The following is a 25,908-nucleotide window of genomic DNA, read 5'->3' as shown; positions in this document are numbered from 1 at the left end:
AGACCAGTAGTAGGACAGTTCTGCATGGGCAAATGCATAATTGACGCGATCCCTTATTGATGCAAGGGTAGCCATTCCTCCTAGATGAATGATCGGATACCCAGGATTTATACCTCTTGAGATGCTGTTATTGTTCTTTGCCCCGAAGACACCATCCACATGCGCCGAATGCCAGAACTCCCATGCATTTGGATCGTTATAAAGTGTCGGATAGCTTGCTGACTCATTCTGATGGTTGGAACCGATAACGAGATCGCTTGAGATTGGCGCTACCAATGGTGCATCAAGAATATAGACAGGTGGCTTGTTAAAGCCGCTTGTGAAGTTTGCAGCATCATTGGTGTTGGCAAACCCTTTGTACCACGGAATGACCTCAGCCCCCGAATACACATCTCCCGGGGCAGTTTGTGAGTCAACCAATCTTTTAATTTGCTTTCTTTCGACCTCGAAGATTTCTATGATTCCACTTTCAGACGTCTGAAGCTGTCTAATCTTCTCGGGCGATGCATCAATTTCAAACTCTGTGGCAACCCACGAAAGTACCTTAATCGGCTTGTGTCCGATTTTTTTCAAAATAGCGTCTGCTACATGGCGGATACTGGGTATTTCAAGGTCGGGACCGCCAAATTTTGCATTTTTGGTGTCGCGATGGCGGTAGCCTTTATTTTTTTCGGCTTCTACGAACTTCGCAACAAAGAAAGGGTCAAGTGCGACTCTGCATCTTACCTCTCCGCTCTTGTTTTTAATTTTTCTTGGGCTTTGTGGATGATGATCGTCCTCTTTTTGGGTATTTCTTGTGCACTCGCAATAGTGCTGCAGATTATCGAGATGAATGCTGCTGTTATGCGGAGATTTGAGGTCAGCATATTTTCTCTCACGATATCGATGATTCTTGGAGGTGCTGTTTATGAATTTCCAATACAAAAATTCTGGTGTGGGCAGCTTTGTCGCACAAACGCGGGCCGTCGAACTGTTAGCTTGAGCTGACGAGTGGGCCCAAGGGCGCAAGCAGCGCTGAAAGCCAATGAACGGGCTGGCGCACAACACCGCGCCCAAAGCGAGAGGTCCGCTGCCGATCTGACCAGGGCAGGCCCGCTTCACCCGCACCTTCTGGATGTCCAGGCCTGCATGCAGGCCACCTGGGCCTTTGTACGCGAGACGGTGCAGGGCTTGCAGGACTGGATCAACCCGTCCGCTTGACAGCGGGGTCTGGTGAGGGTTTGCCACGGGTGGACAGGCGGGCACGCTCGTGACATCTTGTGACAACGCGTCGCGCAGTTGCAGCGCGGTTCATTCCCAAGAAGATAGGAGCCTCGGCCATGAAGACACGCCAGAGAATCCTGCTGATGAGCCTGGCCTCGCTGCTGGGCATGGCCTTGATCAGTGCCACGGGCCTGCAAGCTCTGCGCCAGACCCTGGTGGAGGGCAAACAGGAGCAGATCCTGAAAGTGGCCCGATTGGCCCAGGGCGTGGTGGCGCAGTACCAGCAACTGGAAAGCGCCGGCAAGCTGAGCCGTGAACAGGCTCAGACCCAGGCCCGCGAGGCGCTGACGGGCATGCGCTTTGAAGACGACTACCTGTTTGTGCGCACCCTCGACAACGTGATGCTGGTGCACGCCGACCCGCGTCGCGTGGGCAAGGTGGACAAGGGCTCTCGCACCGATGATGGCCGCCTGACCTCCGAGGTCTACCGCGACGGCCTCAGCCGCGCCCGCCAGGTGTTCATGACCGCCTACGTGGCCCGGCCATCCGCGACCGACAAGAGCGAAGTGCCCAAGCTGCTGGGCGCCATCCTGGACGAGCGCTGGGGCTGGGTCATCGGCAACGGGGTGTTCATCGACGACATTGACGCGATCTACCGCAGCTACCTGTTGCGCTTTCTGGGTCTGGGTGGCGTGGTGCTGGCCGTTTTGCTGGGTCTGGGCTGGCGCACCCATCGCGTGCTGCAGCGGCAGCTTGGGGGCGAGCCCGATTACGCGGCCACCATTGCCCGGGGCATCGCCGCAGGGCGGTTGGACCAGTCCATCGTGCTGGAAGGGCCCGCTGAAAGCCTGTTGGGTCAGATGCAAACCATGCAGCGCTCGCTGCGCGACGTGGTGCAAAAGGTTCAGCAGGGGGCGTCCACCATCCGCCAGGCGGCCGAGGAGGTGGCCCAGGGCAGCCAGGACCTGTCCAACCGCACCGAGCAGGCGGCGGCCAGCCTGGAGGAGAGCGCCTCGTCGATGGAACAACTGACCGACAACGTTCAGCACAACGCCGAGGCGGCACAACAGGCCCGTCAGCTGGCCTTGCAGGCCAGCGATGTGGCCAGCCGAGGGGGCTCGGTGATGGCTCAGGTGGTGAGCACCATGGCCGAGATCAATGATTCATCGCGGCGCATCGGCGACATCATCGGCGTGATCGATGGCATTGCATTCCAGACCAACATCCTGGCGCTCAACGCGGCTGTCGAGGCGGCCCGTGCCGGTGAGCAGGGGCGCGGCTTTGCCGTGGTGGCCAGCGAGGTGCGCAGCCTGGCAGGCCGCAGCGCCCAAGCCGCCCGCGAGATCAAGGCCCTGATCGCCGATTCGGGCAGCCGGGTCGAGAACGGCAGCCACCTGGTCCAGCAGGCGGGCTCCACCATGGACGACATCGTGAAAGCGGTGGACCAGGTCAGCGTCATGATCCAGGACATCTCGGAGGCCGGCGCGCAACAAAGCCGCAGCCTGGGCGAGATCGGCAGCGCGGTGTCGCAACTCGACCAGATGACGCAGCAGAACGCGGCCCTGGTCGAGCAAAGCTCTGCTGCGGCCGCCAGCCTGCAGGAGCAGGCCCAGCGGCTGACGGGGACGGTGGGACATTTCCATTGTTAAGGTCGATGGCCCGCCGATGGCCGGGTGTGCGCCCACCGCGAGAACAGGCTCTCAGGCTGACCCAGACCAGGGGTTGAACAGATCGATGCCCAGGCCTTCGAAATCATGGGTGTGGCGTGTCACCATGCACAGGCCGTGAGCGGCTGCGGTGGCCGCCAGCAGCGAGTCGATGGTCGGCAGGGGTCGGCCAGCCTTCGCCAACAAGCGGCCCCAACGATCGCCGACAAGCTGATCCACCGGCAGGATGCGCCCTTGGAAGTAGGCCGGAAGCTCGGTCTCCAGCCAGTCGTTCAAGATCTGCCTTTTCGGAAGGTCCTGCAGGCTGTCGATGCCTTTGCGGATTTCTCCGAGGGTGAGGACGCTGAGGAACAAGGCGCGAGACGGGCGTTGTGATATCCAGTGGGCGACGGCGGGGTTGGGGGCCTTACGCCGCAACTCGGACAGCACGTTGGTGTCCAGCAGATAGCTCACCAGGGAACCTCGGGTACGGTGTCCTGTTGCCGTGTCAGGTCCAACTCCAGGTCCGGAAACGGCGCCTGCTGCATGAATTCCACGAGAGACTGATGTCGACCTGAGAGCGATTCATATTGCTTTTGGGATAGCAGAACCGCCACCGGGCGCCCGTGCAGGGTGATGTCCTGTGGGCCTTCGGTTTCGGCCTTCTTGACGACTTCGGAGAAGCGGGCTTTGGCTTCTTGAACTTGCCAGATGGACATGGGTGCCTCCGTGAATTCTGACCAGACAGGTCATAGTTTATCGCCATGCCATGGGCAGGTGCTTTCGGTGCCCTGTCCGCCGGTCAGTTCGTCAGTTCGTCAGCCTTTCAGCTTGTGCGCCGGCAAGCGTGCCGCCAGCCGCTCGCCCATCTCCGCGCCCAGTGCCTGCAGGCCGCTCAGCGGGCGCACCATCACCTCAAACTCGGTGATCAGCCCTTGGGCGTCAAACTGGATCAGGTCGATGCCCTTGAGCGCCTTGCCCTTCACGTTGGCGCTGAACTCCAGCACCACGCTCAGGCCATCGTCGCTGGCCAGTTCTCGGTGGTAGGCAAAGTCTTCAAACACTTGCATCACCGTGCCCAGGATCATCTCCAGCGCGGCCGCCGGGCCATACGGCGTGTGCGCCATCGGCGAGCGGAACACGGCGTTGGGGTGCAGCAAGGTGCTCAGGCCGCTGAGGTTTTTGGTTTGCACCATGGCGTGCCAGCGGGCCAGGGAGGCCTGCACGGCGGGGTTCAGGTGGGTCAGGGTGTTGATCATCGCAGTCTCCTTTGGGGGTTCAGATTTGGGCGGCGAGGGTGGTGCCTTGGTGGATGGCACGCTTGGCATCCAGTTCGGCGGCCACATCGGCACCGCCGATCAGGTGCACGCTGCAGCCGGCGGCCCGCAGCCCTTCGTACAACTCGCGCTGGGGTTCTTGGCCGGCGCAGACCACCACGTTGTCCACGGGCAGCAACTGGGGTTGGCCGTCCACGGTGATGTGCAGGCCTTCGTCGTCGATCTTCTGGTAGGCCACTGAATTCGTCATGGCCACGCGGCGGGCCTTCAGGGCGCTGCGGTGGATCCAGCCCGTGGTCTTGCCGAGTTGGTCGCCCACCTTGCTGTCCTTGCGCTGCAGCAGGTGCACCTGGCGTGGCGAGGCCTCCACCTGCGGGCGGGCCAGTCCGCCGGCCTGGGCATAGCTTGGGTCGATGCCCCATTCGGCATAGAACTTGGTCGGGTTCTGGCTGGCGCTGTCGCCCGCATGGGTGAGCACCTCGGACACATCAAAGCCAATGCCCCCGGCCCCGATCACGGCCACCGAGCGGCCCACGGGCTGGTGATCGCGCAACACGTCGAGGTAACCGAGCACCTTGGGGTGGTCGATGCCCTCGATCGCCGGGGTGCGTGGCACCACGCCGGTGGCCAGCACGATCTGATCAAAGCCCCCAGCCTTCAGGCCGGCCACATCGACGCGGGTGTTCAGGTGCAGAGCCACCTTCGTCAACTCAAGCTGGCGTTTGAAGTAGCGCAGGGTTTCATGGAACTCCTCCTTGCCCGGCACCTGTTTGGCGATGTTGAACTGGCCGCCGATCTCGGCCGCGGCGTCAAACAGGCTGACCTGGTGGCCACGCTCGGCGGCGGTGACCGCAAAGCTCAATCCGGCCGGGCCGGCGCCCACCACGGCGATCTTCTGCGGCTGGGCCGTGGGCTCGATCAGCAGCTCGGTCTCGTGGCATGCCCGGGGGTTGACCAGGCAGGAGGTGATCTTGCCGCCAAAGGTGTGGTCCAGGCAGGCCTGGTTGCAACCGATGCAGGTGTTGATTTCGTCGGCCCGGTTGTCGGCGGCCTTTTGCACAAAGAAAGGGTCGGCCAGCAGGGGGCGGGCCATCGACACCATGTCGCAGACGCCGTCGGCCAGCAGTTGTTCGCCGACTTCGGGCGTGTTGATGCGGTTGGTGGCCACCAGCGGGATGCCGACATGCCCCTTGAGCTTGCCGGTCACCCAGGCGTAGGCCGCGCGCGGCACCTTGGTGGCGATGGTGGGGATGCGGGCCTCGTGCCAGCCAATGCCGGTGTTGAGGATTGTGGCCCCGGCGGCTTCGATGGCCTGGGCCAGGGTGATCACCTCGGCCAGGGTGGAGCCGCCCTCGACCAGGTCGAGAGCCGACAGACGGTAGATGATGATGAAGTTCGGGCCCACCCGCTCACGCACCTGCCGCACGATTTCGACGGCAAAGCGGATGCGGTTTTCGTAGGGGCCCCCCCATTCGTCGCTGCGGTGGTTGGTGCGCGCCGCAATGAACTCGTTGATCAGGTAGCCCTCCGAGCCCATGATCTCGACGCCGTCATAGCCCGCCCACTGGGCCAGGGCGGCGCAATTCACGAAATCGGCGATGGTCTGCTCCACCTCTTCACCTGACAGGGCCTGGGGCACAAAGGGGTTGATGGGCGCCTGAAGTGCACTGGGGGCCACCAGGCCTTTTTGATAGGAATAGCGGCCGAAATGCAGGATCTGCATGGCAATCTTGCCCCCCGCCGCGTGCACGGCCTCGGTCACCGTGCGGTGCTGCAGGGCTTCGGCCTCGGTGCTGAGCTTGGCGCCGCCCTTCATGGGGCGGCCCGCGTCATTCGGGGCGATGCCGCCGGTCACCATCAAGGCCACGCCGCCGCGGGCGCGCTCGGCGTAAAAGGCGGCCATGCGCTCAAAGCCGTTCGGCACCTCTTCGAGGCCCACATGCATGGAGCCCATCAACACGCGGTTCTTGAGGGTGGTGAAGCCCAGGTCCAAGGGCTGCAGCAGGTGAGGGTAGGGGTGGCTCATCGTCGGTCTCCGTTTTAATTGCAACTGGTTGCATAAAATTCTAGAGGCAAAATTGGTCTTTGTGCAACCGGTTGCATAAACGGTGGCCCAAGCGCCCCAAAAGCTGTGTTGAGGCAAAATCTTCCCCATGTCCCTGCCCCATGCCTTGCTCACGGCCCTGATCGAGCGACCCAGTTCAGGTTTTGACCTGGCGGCCCGTTTTGACAAATCGATGGCCTATTTCTGGCAGGCCTCACACCAGCAGATCTACCGTGAACTGGGCCGGCTGGAAGAGGCGGGCTGGGTGCGCTCCAGTGCCGACGAAAGCGCCCGGGGCGGGCGCAAGGTCTACGAAGTGCTGGACGCGGGGCGTGAGGAACTGCGCCGCTGGGTGGCCGAGCCCGCCGACCCGCGGCCCCTGCGCGAGGAACTGATGGTGCGCCTGCGGGCTGATGCCGCCGTCGGCCCCTGTGGCCTGGAGCCCGAAATTGCCCGTCGGCTGGCCCTGCACCAGGCCCAGCTGGCGGTCTATCAGGCCATCGAACAACGCGACTTTCCAGCGGGCGGTGACCAGCGAGCCCAGCGCCTGCAGCACCTGGTCCTGCAGGCCGGCATCATGGTGGAGTCCATGTGGTGCGAGTTCTCAGAGCGCGCCCTGGCCATCCTGAATGAACCCGAGCCTGAGGCCGGCGAGGGCTCCCCTGCAGCGGATCAGGCAGCAGGCCCGCCATCCCCGTGAACAAAGGGGATCGCGTGCTCCACCGTGTCCCAGATGAAGCGCCCTGAGGGCGATTTCTGTTCTTCCACGATGTGGGCCACCAGCCCGGCCGCACGCGAGATCACGGCAAAGCCGCGCATCACGGCGGTGGGCACGCCCAGTTCGCCCAGCAGGGCGGCCACGGCGCCGGTGGCGTTGATCGTGACGGGGCGGCCCCAGACCTCGTCCACCGCTTGGGACAAGGTCATCAAGGCATCCAGATGGGCCCCCTTCAACTCGGGCTCGGCCCGGCCCAGCTCGATGAGCTTGTAGGCGCGCGGGTCCACCGGTTTGTGCAGGTGGTGGCCGAAGCCGGGCACGGCCTGTTTGCGCGCGCGATGCTCACGGGCGATGGCCAGCGCTTCGGCGGGCCCATCCGGGGCGGCCAGGATGCGGTCCAGCAAGCGGGAGCCGTTCTCCATGGTGCCCACAAAAGAGCTGCCCACGGCCAGCAGACCGGCCGCCACCGCGCCCTGCAGGTTCTCGGGGGCGCTCATGTAGATCAGGCGGGTGGCAATGGCGCTGGGGGTCAGGCCGTGCTCCATCAGCACCACCAGCACCACGTCGGTGATGCGCACATCCACCGGTCGCAGCGGTCGCCCCAGGATTTGCATCAGCATCACCTCGGTGAAGCCTTTTTGGCCCATCAGGTCTTCGACCAGATCCGCATCGCGGTAATGCAGGCTGGTCAGGGTGTGGCGGCACAGGCCGGTGGTCGGGGTGTTCTGGGCTTGGGGGGTCGTCATGGGGATTCCTTTGGAACAGTTTCAGGCAGCGGGGCTCAGCGCTTGCTGGCGCACCTCGGTCTTGAGCACCTTGCCCACGGGTGAGCGGGGCAGGCTGGCATGGAAGTGGATGCGCTTGGGGGTCTGCACCGGGCCCAGGCGCTCACGCACATAGGCGATCAGCGCGGCCTCGCTGGGCAGGGGCAGGGCATCGGGGCGCAGTTGCACTGCGGCCTGCACCGATTCGCCCCACTTGTCGTCGGGCACGCCGAACACCACGCATTCGTGCACGGCCGGGTGCTGACCCAGGGCGTTTTCCACATCCACCGGGTAGACGTTGAAGCCACCGGTGATCACCACGTCACGCAGGCGGTCCTTCAGGAACAGGTAGCCCTGTTCGTCGATCAGGCCCCGGTCGCCGGTGTGCAGCCAGCCTTCCACCAGAGTTTCGGCGGTCTTTTCGGGCAGGCGCCAATAGCCGCTCATGAGCAGGTCGCCGCGCGCCACCACCTCGCCGATCTCGCCGGGCGGCAGGATCTCACCGCTGGGCGACATGATGGCCACGTCGCTGAACCAGGCGGTGCGCCCCACCGCGGCCCAGTGGCGCTCGTCCTCGAAATCGTCCGGGCGCATCACGGTCAGGATCTGCGGCGCCTCGGTCTGGCCATAGGTGGTGCCCAACACCGGGCCGAAGAATTCGCGCACGGCGCGGATCTTCTCGGGCGGCATGGGGGCCCCGCCATAGATCAACTGGCGCAGTTGCGGGTAGTCGGCCCGGCTGCTGCCGGGCAGGGCCATCAGCATGTAGATCAGGGTCGGGGGCATGAAGCACACCGTGCCGCCACGCTCGAGAAAGGCCTGGCGCACCGCCTCGGCCCCGCCCTGGGCCAGCAGCACATGGCAGCCGCCCTGGGCCAGCACGGGCAGCAGGTAGGTCGAGGTGCCGTGCGTGATCGGGGCGGCCACCACATAGCGCGTGTGCTCGTCAAAGCCCCAGGCCTGGATCTGGTTGACGATGTTGGCCATCCAGGCCCGGTAGGGCTGCATCACGCCCTTGGGCAGGCCGGTGGTGCCCCCCGTGAACTTGATGGCCTGGGTGGCCTGATCAGGTTGATGGAAGTGAGGCTCGGGCGCTTGGGCATGGCGCTCGATCAGACGGGTCAGTGCGGCCCCACCCAGGGCGATGCGGTGGCCCGGGGCCTCGCCCAACAGGGCGGTGCCGGCCTCGTCGAGCACCAGCACGCTGGGCTCGGTGGCGTCGACGATGCGGCGGATTTCGGGCGCAGTGCTCTTGGGGTTCAGCGGCACCCAGGTCTTGCCGCAGGCCAGCACGGCCAGCAGGGCCACGATGTGGTCGGCGCTGTTGTGGGCACAGATGGCCACCCGGCTTTGCTCGTGCGGGTCGGCCGCCAGCAGGGCGGCGGCGACGGCGCGCACGCGGCGGGCCAGCTCGGCATAGGGGATGCATTGATCCGGGGCATCGATGGCGATGCGCTCGGGCCAGCGCCGGGCGGCGCGCCAGAAGAAATCAATGGGGTACATATCGGGTTCTCGTGAACGGTGATCAGTGAACGGTGATCAGTGAGTGGGGTCAGAGAGTGGAGGTTGGTGCGCGGCTCAGTCGGCCTTGGCCCCGGAGGCCTTGACCACCTCACGCCAACGCTTGATCTCGTTGGCGATGGTCTGGCGCATCTGCTCGGGCGTGCCGGGCAGGGGGGTGGCCGCCATCTCTTGCAGACGCTGGCGCAGCTCGGGCTGGGCCAGCGATTTGTTCAGCGCCTGGTTCAGGCGCTCCAGCACGGCGGCCGGGGTGCCGGTGGGCGCGGCCAGGCCAAACCATGACTGCACCTCCAAGCCCGGGTAACCCGATTCGGCCAGCGTGGGCACATCTGGCAGCAGCGGCGAGCGCTGGGCGCTGGTGACGGCAATGGCCCGCAGACGCCCGGCCTTGATGTGGGGAAGCGCCGAAGGCATGTTGTCGAACATCGACTGCACCTGGCCACCGATCAGGTCGCTGATGGCGGGGGCGCTGCCTCGGTAGGGCACATGCAGCAGGTTCAGGCGGCTCTGCATCTTGAAGATCTCCCCCGACAGGTGGATCGACGAGCCGCTGCCCGATGAGGCAAAGGTGATGCCCTCTTTGTTCGCCTTGGCAAAGCGCTGGTAGTCGCCCACCGATTGGATGGGCAGAGTCGGGTTGACCACCAGCACGTTGGGAATGCTGGCGATCAGCCCGATGGGCTCGAAATCCTTCACCGGGTCATAGCCCAGGCGCGGATACAACGACGCGTTGATGGTGTTGGCAATCGTGTAGACGTAAAGGGTGTAGCCATCGGCTGGCGCGTGGCTGACGGCCTCGGCCCCCACATTGCTGTTGGCGCCGGTGCGGTTGTCGATGGTCACTGGCTGGCCCAGCTGTTCGCTCAAGCGCTGGCCGACCTGGCGTGCGATCAGGTCGGTGGCGCCACCGGCTGAATAACCCACCACCAAGCGGATCGGTTTGACCGGCCAATTGAGGGTTGGTGTCGCGGTGCCCGGCTGGGCCGCCACCAGGCCGGGCAGGCCGCTCAGGGCAGCCTGGGCGAGCAGGCCCACGATCAGGCGGCGGCCAGACCTGCGGGTGCACAAGGGTTTGAGGTTCATGGTTTTGTCTCCGAGGGTTCAAATCAGCCGCTGGCGTGTCTGGGGCACACTGCGCGGCTGGGCTCAACACCGGATTGTTCTGAATGTCCACGAAACGCATGCATGAAAACGTTCACCTGGTGGACGAAGAACCCTCGCCGGCCTCCCTCCAAACGCCGGGCAAGGGGCTGGACGACGAGGCCGGCAACCGCACCCTGCGCCGGGGCCTGCAGGTGCTGGACCAGGTGCTGGCCGGCGGCCGTGAAGGCGTGCGGGTGGTCGACCTGGCTCGTGCCACCGGCCTGGAGCGGGCCACGCTGTACCGCCTGTTGGCCCCTTTGATCGAGGCGGGCTACGTGGCGCGGCAAGGGCGCTACCGCTACCAGCCCGGGCTGCGCCTGGCCCCCTTGCAGCCGCAGCCTGGCAGCGCCAACTGGGCGGTGCGCCTGGCGCCGGTGCTGGCCCAGGTGAGTGCCTGTGGCGGCGACGCCACCTTTGCGATCGTGCGTGAGGGCGCGCTGTCACGTTGCATTGCCCGGCATGTGGGCACGCACCCGGTGCAGATTCTGGTGATCCAGGTCGGCACGGCCCAACCCCTGGGGGTGGGGGCGGCAGGCCTGGCTTTGCTGTCGGCCCTGCCCGAGACCGAAGTCGAGGCCTGCATTGCGGCCAATGCCGGGCAGTTGGCGGCGTATGGGGGCATGAGCCCGGAGCGCCTGCGCCTGCTGGTGGCGGCCAGCCGTGAGCGGGGCTGGTCGGTGGTGGGCAACCACGCCACCCGCGGCGTGCTGGCGGTGGGCTGCGCCGTGCGCAATGCCTTGGGCGAGCCGGTGGCCGGCATCAGCGTGGCCACCACCCTGGCGCGCCTGCCCAAGGCGCGTCAGCAACTGATGGCACGGGCGATGCAGGAGGCCTTGCAGCAGCACCTGCCCGAGGGCTTGTGAGGAACTGCGGTGGGCGGCTCAGGCGCTCAACGGGGCCTGGGGGGAACGCAGACCGCGGGCCAGCTTGACCAGGTCGATCAGGCGCAGCACGCGTTCTTCGGCCGCCGTCCCGACCAGCACTCGGTCCTCGCGCTGGCCAGCGGGCAGGCGCCCGTGTTCGATGTTGACCAGCGCCGGCACCTTGAATCCCAGCCACTGCCCGTCGTCTTCCAGCACCAGCACCTGCCCGGCGTCGGTCGGGTCTGCCGCCAGACCCAGCAGCGGCGCCAGGGCCAGCACCGGAATGGCCCGGCCCCGGTTCATCAGCAGGCTGCCCTGTCCCAGACCATGCACTGCGGAGCCTGGCTCCCAGGGCAGAATTTCTGCGATCTGCGGCAAAGGGCTGGCCACATCGCCCCCCAGGCGGTAGATCAGCAAGGGGCCGCTGTCACGAGGCGGGGCGGCCTGGGGTTCACCCCCACGCGCTTGCTGGCCACCGGACTGGCTCAGCCGGGTCAGGTCCAGCAGGCGCGCATCGGTTTGCAAGGCCTGCGCGTCGAGCAGCAGAAAAAAGCCGATGCAACTCGGCTCGGGCCGGCCCGGTGTCGCCGCCAGGGCCTCCACCGGCAGGGTGCCGGCAAACAGGGCCGAGCCCGTGAGGCTGTAAGCGGGCAGGGGAACGCGCTGGCGGCAGTCGGCCGCCACCACGTCGGTGATGCTGTCGACCAGGCAGGCCACCAACCCGCCCGCGGTGGGAACCAGAAAGGCCTGCTGATCGGCGCTGACCTGATGGCCTGCCTGGGGGCTCAGCCCGCAAAGCTGGCCCAGGTGGACGGCCGGCACGTCGTGTCCATTGAATCGCATCATCCCCAGGAAGGCCCCCGAGGCATTGCGCACGTCCTGCAGCTCCGGATTGACCACGGTGGTGTGAACGGCCTCGGTGCCGATCGCCATCGGAATGCCCTGGCAGCGGAACAGCATCAGGGGCTGGGCGTCCACCACCGGCAAGGCAGATCCTGCCGGCACGGACGGGCTTGCGACGGGTGCCCTGGGCGACTCAGTCTGGCCGTCTGCGGCTGGTTCGGGCGTCGCTGGCCAGGTCATGGGCAGATGGGGCTGGCTGATCAGGCGTTGCACATTCAGCAGGCTGACCTGGCTGCCATCGTCCGGGCGCTCAAAACCGCCCATCAGAACCGAATCGCTTTGCTGCGCTGGCCCGAGCCGGCGCATGTGGGCCGGGGGCAAGGCGTACACCCCCACCACCCCATCGGCCGCCAGTCCGAGCAGGCGCTGCTCCCATTCAACCACCACCACATAGGGGGCCGGTCTGGGCTGGGCCGTGCCGGGTTGCAGCAGGTGGCGCAGGTCCATCACCGGCACCATCAGGCCGCGCAAGGAGAGCGCGCCGATGATGCTGGGGCACTCGGTGGGCAAGGCGCTCAGGTTCCCGGTCTGCACCACCTCCTTGAGGTGGTGCTGGTACAAGGCCAGTGACATCCCCGCCAGGTGGAACACCCCCACGTGGAGCGGGTCGGCGGCGGCGGGGCTCATGCGCTGGCGGCTGCGGTCAGCTCATGGATCAGGTTGGCCACACCGTCGGCCAGGCGGGCCTGGGCCTCCGCTGCCTGGGCGATGCTCTCCACCCGGCTCACGGTGAGGGTCACATTGCCCAGGATGCCCTCGAAGCTGGTGGAGGCGGCCCGGCTGACTTCTGCCCCCTCATTGACTTCGCGAGAGGATTGCTCGATCAGGTTGGCGATCTCCTTGGCGGCCCCGGCGCTGCGCTCAGCAAGCTTGCGCACCTCGGCCGCCACCACGGAGAAACCCACCCCGTGGGCGCCGGCGCGGGCTGCCTCGATGGCCGCGTTGAAGGCCAGCAGGTTGGTCTGGCTGGCAATGTCACTGATCACGCGCACGATCTCACCCACCTTGGCCGAGCTGGCCTCGATGCGGTCGATCGCGCTGATGGACTTGCGCAACGAGTCATGGCCCAGTTCGGCGGCCCGAGCGGTCTCGGTGGCACGTTCGGCGGCCACCCGGGTGTTGTCGGTGACTTGGTGGATGCTGGTCAGCAGGCTTTCGATGCTCTGGTTCATCTCGTCGGCCCGCTTGGCAATGCTTTGTTCCAGCTGGATCTCCTTGGTGACGTCGAATGCGTATTTGACGATCTTCACCACCTTGCCATTCAGGTCCAGGATGGGGTTGTAGGTGGATTGCAGCCAGACATTGCGCTGGTATTTGCCCACCCGGTGGAAGCGCCCGGAGAGGAATTGACCCTCGCCCAGGCGCAGCCAGAAATCGCGGTACTCCAGGCTTTGCGTGTACTCGGGTGTGCAGAACAGGCTGTGGTGCTGGCCCTGGATCTCGCGCAGCGTGTAGCCCATGGCGGCCAGGAAGTTGCGATTGGCGGTCAGTACATTGCCGTCCAGATCAAACTCAATCACCGCCTGGCCCTTGTCGATGGCTGCCACCTTGGCTTCGTACTCGGAGGTGCGCACCTTGGATGCCGTGATGTCAGAGGCGAACTTGACCACCTTCACCGGTCGCCCCAGGGCATCGAACACGGGGTTGTAGGTGGCATGGATCCAGACTTCGCGCCCCTCGTTGCCGATGCGTTTGAACACATCGGTGATGTACTCGCCGCGCCCCAGGCGCTCCCAGAGCTGGTGGTATTCGGTACTGTTGGCCATGTCGTGCTCGACAAACATGCGGTGCGGGCGGCCCTGGATGTCCTCCAGCGAATAGCCCATCAGGCCCAGAAAATTGCGGTTCGCGGCCAGGATTTTGCCGCTCAGGTCGAATTCGATCACAGCCTGAGCCCGGTCGATGGCCACCAGCCTGGCATCCGCCTCGAGTTGGCGTGACTTGCTGTCGGTGATGTTGTTGGCCTGCACGATCACCTTGGCCAATTGGCCGTCCAGCCCCAGGACCGGGGTCAGGGTGGCGGCCAGCCAGATTTCCTTTTCCGCATGGCCTTTCAGGCGCATCTCGCCAGACCAGCTTTCACCGCGCCGCAGCGTGGGCCAGAGGGCCTGGCGGGCCGGGCTTGGCTTGTCTTCATCAAAGACCAGGCTGCTCTCCGGGCGTCCGAGCAACTCCTCGCGCTGGAGCTCCAGCGCATTCAGCATCGGCTGGTTGGCACTGAGGATGAGGCCCTGGGCGTCGAAATCCATGACACAGGTGGTTTTCTGCAGGGTGTCCATGCGAGCCTGGATGTCGAGGCTGGCCAGCTTCTCGGCCGTCACGTCGCTGCAGAACTTGATCACCTTGATCGGCTGACCGTCCAGGTCAAAGATGGGGTTGTAGGTGGCGCGCAGCCAGACCCGCTTGAGGTTTTTGCCAATGCGCAGGTACTCGCCACCCTCGAACTGGCCTTGTCCCAGCTTTTGCCAGAAGGCCCGGTAGGCGGCCGGGTTGAAGGTGTCGTTGTCGACAAACATCCGATGGTGCTGGCCGGCAATCTCGTCCAGGGTGTAGCCCATCAGGTTCAGGAATTGCTCATTCGCGGTCAGCACGGTGCCGGCCATGTCGAACTCGATGGTGCCGTGCGAGCGTGTGATGGCACTGACCTTGCCATCGTCCTCCAGGGATTTGAGCATGGCCTGGGTCACGTCGGTGGCGAACTTGACCACCCGCACCGGCTTGCCGTCCAGCCCCACGATCGGGGTGTAAGTGGCCTGCAACCAGACGGGGCGGCCCTTCAGGTCGCGTCGCCGGAACGAGCCGGTCTGGGGCTGGCCGGCGCGCAAGGCAGTCCAGAATGCCGGGTACTCCGGGCTGTCCACATACGCCTTGTCACAGAAAAGGCTGTGGCTTTGGCCTATCACCTCGTGGCGGCTGCACTGCATGGCCTGCAGGAACAGGTCGTTGGCCTCCAGGACCTCGCCCTCCAGATTGAATTCGATCACGGCCTGGGTCTGGTCGATGGCCCGCATGCGGACCTCGGCCTCGATGGCCTTGAGCCGGGTGCTGGTGATGTCGTGGGCAAACTTGATGAAGCGCTCGGGCTTGCCATCGGGGCCGATCACGGGTGCAGCAATGCCGTAGATGTGGATGCGGCGACCCTGGGCATCCATGCGCTCGAACTCCCCACACACCGAGCGTCCGGCATGCAGCTCTGACCAGTAATGGTCGTAGGCCGGGCTTTCGACGAGCTCTGCCGGGCACATCACGCGGTGGTGCTGGCCCTGCAGTTGCTCCAGTGGGTAGCCGTACAGGGCCAGAAAATGGTCATTGGCTTCGGTCAGAAAGCCATCGCGGTCAAATTCGGCCAGCGACTGGGCCTGGTCAATCGACTTGCCCAGGCTGATCAACTCGCGGGCTTCGCCCGGCGTGAGGCTTTCGCCCCGCATCAGTTTTTCGGTCAGCAGGTCGTAGAACGCATTCTTGAACATCCGGAGCTCCTTCGATCGTGGTGCATGGGCCTTTGCCATGCACTTTGAATCAACACCTCGGAGCGAATTTATCAGATGATCACATATTTATCAATAAAAATTGTATTTATGAGTCTGAATGGTGGCGGATATCGTATTTATCGAATTAGTTCGAGCATTCGGGCTTGCGGCTCTGGCAGGTAGGCACTCGGCGCCAGGTGGCGCGCTCAGGCCAGGTGCCAGGTGCCAGGTGCCTGGTGGCAGGGGCATGGGGCATGGGGCATGGGGCATGGGCGCCTCAGTCCAGGCTGATGTTGGCCTTCTTGATCAGGGCCTGGTACTGCTGCGACTTGGTGTCGGCGTTCTTCAGGATCTCTTCGACTGACCAGTTCAGCGGCTCGAAGGCAAAGGTGTTGAAGCGCTCGCGCACCTCGGGCTCTGCCAGCACCTTGAGCACATCGGCGTGGATCTTGGCTCGCACCGCGGCCGGCACTCCCTTGGGGCTGAGCAGGCTGACAAAGGAGTTCACGTCCAGACCCGCCGGGCCACCGGCTTCGGCCACGGTGGGCACCTCAGGCAGTTGGGGGATGCGCTTCGGGGCGGCCACTGCGAGGTAGCGCAGCTTGCCGGCCTTGTACACCCCCTGGCTGGACGGGATGCTGGCAAAGCTCCAGGCCACATCGCCATTGGCCACCGAGGTGTAGAGCTGGCTGACCTCCTTGTAGGGGGCGTGGACCATCTGCACCTCGGTCAGCGACTCCAGCCATTCGGCCCCCAGGTGCCCCGGGCTGCCCACCCCCCAGGATCCATAGCTGATGGAACCGGGCCGGGCCTTGGCAGCGGCCAGCAGGTCTGCCATGGTCTTCCAGGGCGACTGGGAGGACACCGCCACCATGAAAGGGGTGCGGAACAAGGGCGCTACCGGGTCGAAGGCCTTGAGGGTGTCGAAATTGCGTGATTTGTACAGGTAGGGCAGGGCGGCCAGGTGCTCGCTGTCGAGTTGCACCAGGCTGTAGCCGTCGGCGGCGGCCCGGCGCGCCGCCTCGATGGCAATGAAGCCGCCGCCGCCAGGCCGGTTGTCCACGGTCACGCTTTGCTTCCATTGGGCCGACAAGCGATTGGCCACCAGACGCAGCACGGCGTCGGGGCCGCTGCCCACGGCGAAGGCGGTGAACACCGTGACCGGCTTGGTCGGGTAGTCGGTGCTGCCTTGGGCCGCCACCGGTGCGTTCAGGCCCAGCCCCCCCAGGCTCAGGGCAGCCACCAGGGCGAAGCGGCGTGTGATGTGTTGGCTCATGCTTGTCTCTTTTCTGAGGTTGGGATGGGATCTGGCGGTGGGTTCAGTCGGCCGGACCGACCTTCAGGGTGACGCGGCCCACGCCGGCCACATGGCCTTCGATGCGGTCGCCGGGCAGCACGGCCCCCACGCCCTCGGGGGTGCCGGTGTAGATCAGGTCGCCCGGCTGCAGGTGGTAGAACTGCGACAGGTCGGCGATGATTTCACGCAGGTTCCAGATCAGTTTGTCGACGTCGGACTGCTGCCGGGTGGCGCCGTTCACGCTGAGGGCGATCTCGCCGTGTTCAATCACCTGGCCCGGCAGGGGCACGATCTCACCGCACACCGAAGATTCTTCGACATCCTTGCCGAGGTCCCAGGGGCGGCCCTTGTCACGGGCCAGCAACTGCAGATCGCGACGTGTCATGTCCAGGCCCGGGGCGTAGCCATAGATCAGCTCATGGGCGTCTTCTGCCCTGACCCGAAAGCCTGGCTGGCCGATGGCCAGCACCAGCTCCATCTCGAAATGGTAGTTGGCCGTGCCGGGGGGGTAGGCCACGGTGGCCCCGCTTTGCACCAGGGTTTGCGGGGCCTTGGTGAAGTAGAAGGGGCGTTCCACGCGCTTGTCCACCGGCTTGCCCATCTCGACCGCATGGGCGTGGTAGTTGCGGCCGACGAAGAACAGGCGGTTGATCGGCAGGCGCCGGGTGCTGCCCTGCACAGGCAGCGACATGACGGCGGGCGGGTTCCAGAGGTAACTGGGGGTCGGGTTCATGGCAGATCGACGGGTTGGGGGCCGCAGGTGAGGTGGATGAGGCGGGAGAGGACGCGGTTCAGCGCACCTCGTAGACGCCCAGTTTCTGGTGCAAGGGGGATTCATCCGCCATGAAGACAAAGGCCGGGGCGTCGGGGCGTGGGTTGACCAGCGTGACGGGCGTGTACCCCGGCGCGCAGCAGGTGTCGGCCTCGGCCAACTGAAAGGACTGATCGTCGACCTGCCCCTGTACCCGAATCTCCAGCGCCCCCTCGATCACATGGAACACGCAGGCGGGTGAGCGTGCCGGCAAGGCCAGGGTCTGGCCTGGACGCAACATCAAGGCGTAAAAGCCCAGGATGTTCTCGGCATGGCCGCCGGTGGCCGGGTTGGTGTAGGTGAGTTGCACCGCGTCGAGGCCCGGCTGGTCCTCGGCCAGGGCCTGCAGCGCGGCGCGGGCCTCCGCCCAGGGGTAGCGCAGCATGGGGTAGGCCCGGGGGCTGCGTTCGAACACCGGGGTGGGCAGCAGGCCCCCGCGGGCGTGGGTGCGCTCACCGTGGCCGGGTTTCACGGCCTGGCGCGGGCCATCCACGTGGTAGGACGCCTCCATGTAATGCACCAGGGGCAGGTCCAGCACGTCCAGCCACACCACGGGCTGGTCTCCGTCGTGGCCGTGCTCATGCCACAGCCCGGTCGGGGTCAGGATCAGGTCGCCCCGGCTCATGGGGCACTTTTCGCCGTCCACCGTGGTGTAAGCCCCTTCCCCCTCAACGATCATGCGCACCGCGTTGGGCGTGTGACGGTGCGACGGGGCCCACTCACCGGGCAGCAGCAGTTGCATGCCCAGGTACATGGCGGCGCTGGCTTGCATCTTGTCCAGCCCATGGCCCGGGTTGGCCAGCACCAGCACGCGGCGCTCGGCTTTTTCGATCGGGGTCAGTTCACCCGCCTGCAGCAACAGCGGTCGCAAGGCCTGGTAAGACCAGGCTGTCGCCCGGGTCTGGGGCCGAGGCTTGCCCGGCGGCAAGACCGCCCGCAGGCTGGGCCACAAAGGCACCAGGTTCTGCGCCTTCAGCGCATCGCGGTAGTCCTGGGGCAGGTCTTCCAGGCGTCCAAGTTCATTCATGAGGGGCTCCAGGCCGGCTTGCAGGGGCTGGCGGGTGTTTCAAATGCATACTGATAGAAAGTGTGCTGACGAAAAGTGTAGGTTTAGAATTTGACGCCCATCACCCGTGCAAACCCTGAACCCTGTCCGATGTCCGCCCTCCCGCCCAGCCTGAGCCCCGATCTCGAGGACCTGCCCGGTTTTCACATTCGCCGACTGCAGCAGATCGCCGTGGCGGTGTTTCTGGAGGAAACCCAGGAACACGGCCTGACACCGGTGCAATACGCGGCCATGGCCGCCGTGCAGCGCCAACCCGAGCTGGACCAGCGCACCCTGGCCCGCACCATCGGCTTTGACACCTCCACCATCGGCAGCGTGATCGACCGCCTGGAAGCCCGCGGCCTGATGCGGCGCAATGCCTCGCCCACCGACCGGCGCGTGCGGCTGCTGACCCTCACCCCCGACGGCGACACCTTGCTGGCCGAGGTGCAGCCCGGCATGCTGCGCGCCCAGGCCCGCATGCTGGATCCGCTGCCCCCCGAGCAGCGAGAGACCTTCATGCAGATGCTCAAGGTGCTGGTGGACGGCAACAACGAGTACAGCCGGGCGCCCAGCGTGCCGCTGGAGCCCGCTGTGGAAGGGCGGCGGGCGGGTTGAATGGAACGCAGGGGTGATCGAGGCATGCAACACTTTGCTGCGCTTGATACCCCGCCGACGACACTTGTTATTAACGGGTGCCGTTATTAATTTCGGATGATCAACCTGGACTCCGACTGATAGGAATGCCAGCCATGGCCCGTGAAATTCCCTGGCCCCATCCGGGTGAGATTCTTTTGCATGGCTATCTGGAGCCCATGGGCATCAGCCAATACGCCTTGGCCAAGGCGATTGGCGTGCCCCCTCGGCGCATCAACGAGATCGTCAAGGGCTTGCGCGGCATCACGGTCGATACGGCATTGAGGTTGGCGGTGTTCTTTGGCACCGATGCCCAAAGCTGGATCAATCTGCAGACGGACCACGATCTGATGCGGGCACGGGAAGACATGGCCGATGTGTTGGCCAGCATCCAGAGGCATACCGGTGTCGCGGAAGCGAACTCTGCGTGAGATCGCCACTGCGAGCCTCAACCACCCCTCAAACCGGCTCCCCCAGATTCAGCATCAGCCGGTTGGCCCAGGCAAAGATGGCGACGGCGTGCAGCATGTCCAGCACCTCCAGGTCGCTCAGGCCCTGGTCGCGCAGCGACTGGATGGCGGCGGGGCCGAAGTCGGCGGGGGCTCGGGTCAGGGCGATCGAGGCGCGCACGATGGCGCGTTCGCGCGGCGTGGTGCCGGCCGTGTCGGGGTCTTCGAACACCTGGGCGATCACGTCGTTGCGCTTGGTCAGTTGCTCGAAGCGCTGCGCATGCACCGAAGCACAGTACACGCAGCCGTTCACCCGCGACACCACCGCGCTGGCCAGCTCGCGTTCGGCCCGCGACAGGCCGCCCGGCGCGTACATGATGGCGTTGAACACGGTGGAGCGCTCTTGCAGGATGCGCGGCTGCTGGCTCAGCAGCAGGTAGTAGTCGGAGCTGCGGGCCTTGGGGTGGCTGCTGTCGAGCACGGCCAGTTGTTCGGGCGTGGCCTGGGCCAGGTCCAGCACCGGCAGCCAGGCCTTCCAGCCCAGGGTGGCGCTGGTGAAACCCTTGATGTTGAGCGGTTCGCCCGGGGGCGGCAGGTTGGCCGGGTGCACGAAGGGGGCGTCGTCGGCCGCCGGGGGCTGGGCGGTGGTGGCGCCCAGGGCCTTCATGGCCTGCAGGCCGGCCAACACGCGCACCTGGTAGCTCACATAGGCGATCAACTGGGCCAGTGCAATCGCTTCCGGGGTCGAAAAACCCGCGGCTGGGAGGCTCAGCAGGGCCTCGCGGTCGCCGGCCACCGGGTTCACGGTCAGGGTGTGGGCAAAGGCCCGGGCCGCGGCCAGCCGGCCCGAGTCCTGCACCGGTCCGTGCTGGCGCAAGGCCTGGGCATAGTGGGCCGTCAGGCCTTCATGGCCGACGGTCTGCGCCATGGACAAGGCCACGTGCAGGCGCTCGCCCAGGCTCAGGCCGTGCAGGGCCGGGTCGAACAGGGCGTCGTGGCTGCCCTGGGTGGCGGCCACCACCTTGTCGCGCTGGTGGCGGGTGGTGTACAGGGCCTCGGCGGGGGCCAGGGGCACCAGGGTGTCGATCAGGTCAGTGCTCATGATGGGCTCTCTCAGGGGTGGGCGTGGGCGGCCTGCGCAGCATGGGCGTCCACGGCTTGTTGTAAAAAATCCAGCACGCCAGCCCAGGAGGCCTGGTCGGCTTGTGCATTGGCGGCGGGGTGGCCCCCGGTGGTGCTGAGGCGACCCGACACCGGGTGGGCATAGACCAACTGGGTGGTGGGCACCGTCGGAAACAGAACGCTGTGGCCGGCCTCGGGCCAGTCGAGCTGGCGCACGGGCCAGGGATGCCCGGCCTGCGCCAGGTGATCCACCACCATGCGCCCGTAGAGGCTGGAAGGCCACGAGCCATCATCCCCCGCGGTCAGCAACAGCACCGGGCCGCGGATGCGCTCCACCCGGATGCGCGCGCGCTCCACGGCCTCGGCATCGTGCAGGGAGGTCAGCAGGGCATGGGTGTGCCGACGGGGTTCGGGGCCTTCATCCCAGGGGGCCCAGCTGGCGTGGCGGTTGTGCTCCCAGACATGCGGGATCGGGCGGCCCTGGTAGAGCCAGGCCCAACCCTCGCGCCCCAGGGCTGGGTCGCAGGCGTTCTGGGCGCAGTTGACCACGGCCGAAGGCACATAGCCGATCACGGCCGACACCAGATCGGGGAACATCGCCCCCAGCAGCAGCACCAGTTCACCGCCGCGCGACTGCCCGCTCAGCGCCACAAAGCCCTGCGCGGGTTGCAACTGCCGGTGCATCCAGTGCAGGGCGGTCTCGAAGTACTCCAGCGGGGTGTTCGAGATGTAGTCGGACAAGCCGGGCGCCTTGAAATAACCCAGCGCCAGAGCGGTGTAGCCGCGCGAGGCATACAACGCGCCCCGGGCTTCGTTGATGCCGCCGCCCGAGCCATTGAGCACCAGCACCGCTGGGTGCGGCCCCGGGCCAGCGGGCGTCCACAGGCTGCCCACCAGGCCTTGCTCGCGGATTTCGCGGCGCTGCACGCCGGGAGCCGCCAGTTGCTGCACCAGCCAGGCCTGCGCCACGACCTGATCGTCGCGCAGCAGGGTGATGTGGGTCCGCAGCGCGGCCCCGGGCTCGGTGCCGAACACCTCGCGGGAGGCGCCGGGCTGTTCGGGCGCCTGGGCCCAGATCAGGCCCATGGCGTCCACGCCCTCGTAGGCCGAACCAGGCAATGGGGCGTCGCGGCCCAGGTCGACCTGACCGGCGGCATCGGCCTGGTACCGGGCCGTGGCCACCCAGGCCACACCGGGCCCGCGCACGGTGCGGCTTTGCAGCGTGATCGTTTCGCCGGGTTGCAGGCCCTGCACCCGGATCTGGCGCGGTACATCGATCAGCGCCTCGGCTGGGAGGATGCTCAGGTGGACGGCGGTGCTCATGGCTTACTTGCCCACGCGGCTGACCTGCATGGCCGTGGTGCGGTCGCTGAGCAGCGGCACCACCTTCAGGCCCTTCTTGGCGGCCCAGATGTTCTGGTAGTGGAACAGCGGGATGGCGCCCACATCGTCGCTCACCAGCTTGGCCGAGTGGCGCAGGATGGCCTCGCGGCGGCGGGCATCGAACTCGACCGTGGCCGCGTCCAGCGACTTGTCGACCGATTCATTGCCGTAGCGGCCCCAGTTCGAGGCGCCGCGGCCGCGCTTGGCGTCCACGCTGGCAAAGGCATTCAGCAGGCCGTAGCTGGCCTCGCCGGTGCCATTGCCCCAGGCCAGCACGCTCACCGCGTACTCGTTCTTGTTGGCCTTGCCGGCATACACCGACCACGGCACCACCTCGACCTTGGTCTTCACGCCGATGCGGCTCCAGAACTGGGCCACCGCCTGGGCGGTCTCGGGGCCTTGCGGGTAGCGGTCGCCAGGCACATGGATGCTGATCTGGAAGCCTTGCGGAAAGCCGGCCGCGGCCAGCAGCTTTTTGGCCTGCTCGGGGTCGTTGGCGATCTCGGGGATGTCGGGGTTGAAACCAAAGCTGCCCTTGGGCATCCATTGGTTGGCGACGGTGACCGTGCCTTGCAGGATGCGGTCGGCGATCGCCTTGCGGTTGATGGCCAGCGACAGCGCCTGGCGCACCCGCACATCGAGCAGCGGGTTCTGGGCCAGCGGCTTGCCGGCGTTGTCGGTGATGAATTCATTGGGCCCCGTGCGGAAGCTGGGCTGCACCAGCAGCACGCGCAGGCCAGGGTAGGTGAAGACGCTGAAGGCCGGGTTTTTGCGCAGTTTCTCGACATCGGTGACCGCCACCTTGTCGATCACGTCCACGTCGCCCGCCAGCAGGGCGGCCGTGCGGGCCGCCCCATTGTTGATGAAGCGGTAGTTCACCTTCTCCCACTCGGGCTTGGGGCCCCAGTAGCTTGGGCTGCGCTCGAACACCGTGCGGTCGCCCGGCACGTACGACACCCATTTGTACGGCCCGGTGCCCACCATGGCCCGGCCGGCGTTGTAGTCCTCGGTCTTGGATTTCTCGCCCACGTGCTTGCTCACGATGTAGACCGAGGCGATCTCCAGCGGCAGCATGGGGTTGGGGGTGGTGGTCTTAATCACCACCGTGTGGGCATCGCGGGCCGTGGTCGATTCAACCGAGCGCAGCGCCCCGGTGTACGAGGCCACGCTGCCCGGCACGTTGCGGGCGCGCTGGAACGAAAACACGATGTCGTCGGCGGTGAAGGGCGTGCCGTCCTGCCATTTGATGTCGGTGCGCAGCTTGAACTCCCAGGTGCGCTCGTCCAGGCTCTTCCAACTGCTGGCCAGGGCCGGCTCCAGCTTGCCGCCATCGCGTGAGTTGATGATCGAATCCCAGAAATGCAGGGCCAGCGAGCGGTCGCCGGCATGGTTGTTGAGCTGGGGGTCCAACGAGGACAGGGGGTCGGCGTAGCCGATCGACAGGGTCTGGGCGCCGGCCAGGGGGCTGGACAGGCTGGCGGCCAGAGCCAGGGCGGTGAGGGTGGTTTTCATGGGCGTCTTTCCGGGTGGGGGTGGGGTTCAGACCGTGTCGTGCAGATGGCAGGCCACCTGATGCCGCACGGCAATGCCTCGCAGCGTGGGCGCCTCGGTTCGGCAGCGCTCGGTGGCTTGGGGGCAGCGCGGGTGGAAATGGCAGCCCGGCGGCGGGGCCAAGGGGCTGGGGATTTCGCCGGCCAGGGCGGTGAATCGGGTGCGACGCTGGGCGATGTCGGGAATCTCGGCCAGCAAGGCCTGGGTGTAGGGGTGGGCCGGCCGGGCAAACAGCTCTTCGGCCGAGGCGCTTTCCACCACCCGGCCCAGGTACATCACCACCACCCGGTCACACAGGTGGTGGATCACGCCCAGATCGTGGCTGATGAACAGGTAGGCCAGGCCCAGCTGGTCGCGCAGGTCCATGAACAGGTTCAGGATCTGGGCCTGGATCGACACATCGAGCGCAGCCACTGCCTCGTCGCACACCAGCATGGCCGGTTGCACCGCCAGGGCGCGGGCGATGCCGATGCGCTGGCGTTGCCCGCCGCTGAACTGGTGCGGGTAGCGGTGGCGCAGGCTGGGGTCCAGCCCGGCGCGCTGCAACTGGGCACACACATAGTCATCCAGCCCGGCGGCATCGGTGAGGCCATGGTGGCGCGGTGCCTCGCCCACGATGCGCGACACGCGCAGGCGCGGGTTCAGGCTGGCATGGGGGTCCTGGAACACCATCTGCACCCGCAGCCGGGCGGCCAGGCGCTCGGCCGGGCTCAGGGCCTCCAGCGACTGACCGAGCACCTGCACCTCGCCCGAGGTGGGGCGCAACAGGCCGGCGGCGATGCGGCCGAGGGTGGATTTGCCGCAACCCGATTCACCCACCACCCCCACCACTTCGCCGGGCTGCACGCTCAGGCTCACGCCATCCACCGCACGGGTGATGCGGGGTGGTGCGGGGGGCAGCAGCCGGTCCAGGCCACGGCCCAGCCAGCCGCGGGGGGCGCGATGGCCAAAGTGCTGACGGATGTCGCTCAGGGCGACCAGGGGCGGCGAGGTCTGGGGCGTCATGTTGGAAAGTGGCGCGCTCATGCATCGGCCTTGTCTGAGGGGGCGGCCAGGGTGGCGGGGCCGGGGTGATGGCAACGCACCGTGTGGTCGGGGGCTTCCGGGCGCGCCGGGCTGATCTCGGGCCGGGTCTGCTGGCAGGTGGCGGTGGCGCGTGGGCAGCGCGGGGCAAAGGCACAGCCCGCGGGCATGTCCAGCAGGCTGGGGGCCATGCCGCTGATCTGGCGCAGGCGGGTGCCGCGCTGGTTGGCACTGGGCAGGCTGCCGATCAGGCCCTGGGTGTAGGGGTGCTGGGGGTGGTCCAGCACCTGGTCGACCGTGCCGTGCTCCACGATGCGCCCGGCATACATCACCGCGATCTGATCGGCCAGGCCGGCCACCACCGACAGGTCGTGGCTGATCCAGATCAGCGCCGTGCCGCGCTCGCGCACCAGGGCCTGCACCTCGGACAGGATCTGGGCCTGCAAGGTGACGTCCAGGGCGGTGGTGGGTTCGTCGGCAATGATCAGGTCGGGCCCGTGCAGCAGCGCAATGGCAATCGCCACCCGCTGCCGCATGCCGCCTGAGAGCTGGTGCGGGTAGGCATCGAGGCGCTCGTCGGGGCTGGGAATGCCCATGCTGGCCAGGGTGTCGCGGGCCAATTGCCGGGCCTGGGCCCGGCTCACGCGGCGGTGCGCCTGAACCGCCTCGATCATCTGGGTGGCGATGTCCAGCACCGGGTTCAGCGTGGCCATGGGGTCTTGAAAGATCATGGCCATGCGGTCGCCTTGCAGGCTGCGGCGCTCGCGCGGGCTCAGGTCGCGCAGCTCGCGGCCCTGGAACAGCAGTTGCCCGCCTTCCACCCGGCCCGGTGGGTCGATCAGGCCCATGATGGAAAAGCCGGTCACCGACTTGCCCGAGCCGGATTCGCCCACCAGCCCCAGCACCTGGCCGCGCCGCAGGGTGAACGAGACCCCGTCCACCACGGGCAGCACGCCCTCGCGGGTGTGGAAGCGGGTGCGCAGGTCGCGCACCTCCAGCGTGATGTCGCCCGCGTCTGTCGAAATGGGAGATGCCATGG

23 protein-coding genes are annotated in these 25,908 nt (G+C 66.3%); 5 read left to right on the top strand and 18 right to left on the bottom strand.

Annotated elements, in window-relative coordinates; translation table 11 throughout:
• Positions 1-1,227: hypothetical protein (locus AC07VS_RS09475; RefSeq protein WP_494750815.1), on the bottom strand; the 1,227-nt coding region annotated here is incomplete at its 3' end.
• Between the two features lie 92 nt (positions 1,228-1,319).
• Here AC07VS_RS09475 and AC07VS_RS09470 point away from each other — a divergent pair.
• Positions 1,320-2,852 (top strand): methyl-accepting chemotaxis protein, encoded by a 1,533-nt coding sequence (locus tag AC07VS_RS09470; protein ID WP_494750814.1) that lies wholly within the window; start codon positions 1,320-1,322, stop codon positions 2,850-2,852.
• Between the two features lie 51 nt (positions 2,853-2,903).
• Here AC07VS_RS09470 and AC07VS_RS09465 read toward each other — a convergent pair whose 3' ends face one another.
• The 4 genes from AC07VS_RS09465 to AC07VS_RS09450 all read right to left on the bottom strand — a co-directional run bounded on the left by AC07VS_RS09465 (position 2,904) and on the right by AC07VS_RS09450 (position 6,152).
• Complete coding sequence (locus AC07VS_RS09465) at positions 2,904-3,323, bottom strand: type II toxin-antitoxin system VapC family toxin (protein WP_494750813.1); 420 nt, start codon at positions 3,321-3,323, stop codon at positions 2,904-2,906.
• On the bottom strand, positions 3,320-3,568 hold the full coding sequence (locus AC07VS_RS09460; RefSeq protein ID WP_492345455.1) for a type II toxin-antitoxin system Phd/YefM family antitoxin: 249 nt from the start codon (positions 3,566-3,568) through the stop codon (positions 3,320-3,322). Before AC07VS_RS09460 ends, AC07VS_RS09465 begins: the two co-directional genes overlap by 4 nt.
• Positions 3,569-3,667: 99 nt before the next feature.
• Positions 3,668-4,108 (bottom strand): nuclear transport factor 2 family protein, encoded by a 441-nt coding sequence (locus AC07VS_RS09455; protein WP_494750812.1) that lies wholly within the window; start codon positions 4,106-4,108, stop codon positions 3,668-3,670.
• Between the two features lie 19 nt (positions 4,109-4,127).
• Entirely contained in the window at positions 4,128-6,152 is a 2,025-nt protein-coding gene (locus AC07VS_RS09450; protein ID WP_494750811.1) for an oxidoreductase, read from the bottom strand.
• 127 nt (positions 6,153-6,279) lie between these two features.
• Between AC07VS_RS09450 and AC07VS_RS09445 the strand changes: the two genes are divergently transcribed.
• A complete protein-coding gene (locus AC07VS_RS09445; RefSeq protein ID WP_494656079.1) occupies positions 6,280-6,870 on the top strand; it encodes a PadR family transcriptional regulator in 591 nt (196 codons plus the stop codon).
• Here the strand turns inward: AC07VS_RS09445 and AC07VS_RS09440 are convergent.
• From AC07VS_RS09440 to AC07VS_RS09430, 3 genes are all read right to left on the bottom strand, one after another.
• Entirely contained in the window at positions 6,843-7,634 is a 792-nt protein-coding gene (locus AC07VS_RS09440; RefSeq protein WP_492345459.1) for a citryl-CoA lyase, read from the bottom strand. The genes AC07VS_RS09445 and AC07VS_RS09440 overlap by 28 nt on opposite strands.
• Positions 7,635-7,655: 21 nt before the next feature.
• Positions 7,656-9,155, bottom strand: coding sequence for a class I adenylate-forming enzyme family protein (locus AC07VS_RS09435; protein ID WP_494750810.1), 1,500 nt, complete (start codon positions 9,153-9,155; stop codon positions 7,656-7,658).
• A 75-nt stretch (positions 9,156-9,230) separates the two neighbouring features.
• Positions 9,231-10,256 (bottom strand): Bug family tripartite tricarboxylate transporter substrate binding protein, encoded by a 1,026-nt coding sequence (locus AC07VS_RS09430; RefSeq protein ID WP_494750809.1) that lies wholly within the window; start codon positions 10,254-10,256, stop codon positions 9,231-9,233.
• An 83-nt stretch (positions 10,257-10,339) separates the two neighbouring features.
• Here AC07VS_RS09430 and AC07VS_RS09425 point away from each other — a divergent pair, with 83 nt between their 5' ends.
• Entirely contained in the window at positions 10,340-11,179 is an 840-nt protein-coding gene (locus AC07VS_RS09425) for an IclR family transcriptional regulator (RefSeq protein ID WP_494750808.1), read from the top strand.
• Between the two features lie 18 nt (positions 11,180-11,197).
• On the opposite strand, the gene AC07VS_RS09420 is transcribed toward AC07VS_RS09425, so the two are convergent.
• The 5 genes from AC07VS_RS09420 to AC07VS_RS09400 form a co-directional block, all read right to left on the bottom strand.
• Positions 11,198-12,709 (bottom strand): chemotaxis protein CheW, encoded by a 1,512-nt coding sequence (locus tag AC07VS_RS09420; protein WP_494750807.1) that lies wholly within the window; start codon positions 12,707-12,709, stop codon positions 11,198-11,200.
• On the bottom strand, positions 12,706-15,552 hold the full coding sequence (locus tag AC07VS_RS09415) for a PAS domain S-box protein (RefSeq protein ID WP_494750806.1): 2,847 nt from the start codon (positions 15,550-15,552) through the stop codon (positions 12,706-12,708). The genes AC07VS_RS09420 and AC07VS_RS09415 overlap by 4 nt, the downstream gene beginning before the upstream one ends.
• A 277-nt stretch (positions 15,553-15,829) precedes the next feature.
• Positions 15,830-16,828, bottom strand: a complete 999-nt coding sequence (locus AC07VS_RS09410) for a Bug family tripartite tricarboxylate transporter substrate binding protein (protein WP_492345465.1) — start codon at positions 16,826-16,828, stop codon at positions 15,830-15,832.
• A 43-nt stretch (positions 16,829-16,871) separates the two neighbouring features.
• On the bottom strand, positions 16,872-17,582 hold the full coding sequence (locus AC07VS_RS09405; protein WP_494750805.1) for a fumarylacetoacetate hydrolase family protein: 711 nt from the start codon (positions 17,580-17,582) through the stop codon (positions 16,872-16,874).
• Positions 17,583-17,640: 58 nt separating this feature from the next.
• Positions 17,641-18,687 (bottom strand): cupin domain-containing protein, encoded by a 1,047-nt coding sequence (locus AC07VS_RS09400; protein ID WP_494750804.1) that lies wholly within the window; start codon positions 18,685-18,687, stop codon positions 17,641-17,643.
• Between the two features lie 129 nt (positions 18,688-18,816).
• Here AC07VS_RS09400 and AC07VS_RS09395 point away from each other — a divergent pair, with 129 nt between their 5' ends.
• Positions 18,817-19,323, top strand: coding sequence for a MarR family winged helix-turn-helix transcriptional regulator (locus tag AC07VS_RS09395; protein ID WP_494750803.1), 507 nt, complete (start codon positions 18,817-18,819; stop codon positions 19,321-19,323).
• Between the two features lie 134 nt (positions 19,324-19,457).
• A complete protein-coding gene (locus AC07VS_RS09390; RefSeq protein ID WP_494750802.1) occupies positions 19,458-19,772 on the top strand; it encodes a HigA family addiction module antitoxin in 315 nt (104 codons plus the stop codon).
• A gap of 28 nt (positions 19,773-19,800) precedes the next feature.
• On the opposite strand, the gene AC07VS_RS09385 is transcribed toward AC07VS_RS09390, so the two are convergent.
• From AC07VS_RS09385 to AC07VS_RS09365, 5 genes are read right to left on the bottom strand one after another with little or no spacing between them, the layout of a single operon-like run.
• Positions 19,801-20,892 (bottom strand): CMD domain-containing protein, encoded by a 1,092-nt coding sequence (locus AC07VS_RS09385; RefSeq protein ID WP_494750801.1) that lies wholly within the window; start codon positions 20,890-20,892, stop codon positions 19,801-19,803.
• 11 nt (positions 20,893-20,903) lie between these two features.
• Positions 20,904-22,235 (bottom strand): acyl-CoA thioesterase/bile acid-CoA:amino acid N-acyltransferase family protein, encoded by a 1,332-nt coding sequence (locus tag AC07VS_RS09380; protein WP_494750800.1) that lies wholly within the window; start codon positions 22,233-22,235, stop codon positions 20,904-20,906.
• A gap of 3 nt (positions 22,236-22,238) precedes the next feature.
• A complete protein-coding gene (locus AC07VS_RS09375) occupies positions 22,239-23,807 on the bottom strand; it encodes an ABC transporter substrate-binding protein (protein ID WP_494750799.1) in 1,569 nt (522 codons plus the stop codon).
• 27 nt (positions 23,808-23,834) lie between these two features.
• Positions 23,835-24,851: an ABC transporter ATP-binding protein gene (locus AC07VS_RS09370; RefSeq protein WP_494750825.1), complete on the bottom strand. Its 1,017-nt coding sequence runs from the start codon at positions 24,849-24,851 to the stop codon at positions 23,835-23,837.
• A gap of 17 nt (positions 24,852-24,868) precedes the next feature.
• A complete protein-coding gene (locus tag AC07VS_RS09365) occupies positions 24,869-25,906 on the bottom strand; it encodes an ABC transporter ATP-binding protein (RefSeq protein WP_494656090.1) in 1,038 nt (345 codons plus the stop codon).
• Positions 25,907-25,908: the final 2 nt, after the last annotated feature.

It is taken from the genome of Curvibacter sp. GW821-FHT01G03, assembly GCF_059422285.1.
Note: the sequence above shows the minus strand (reverse complement) of the source record. Positions and strands in the feature narration are given on the sequence as shown.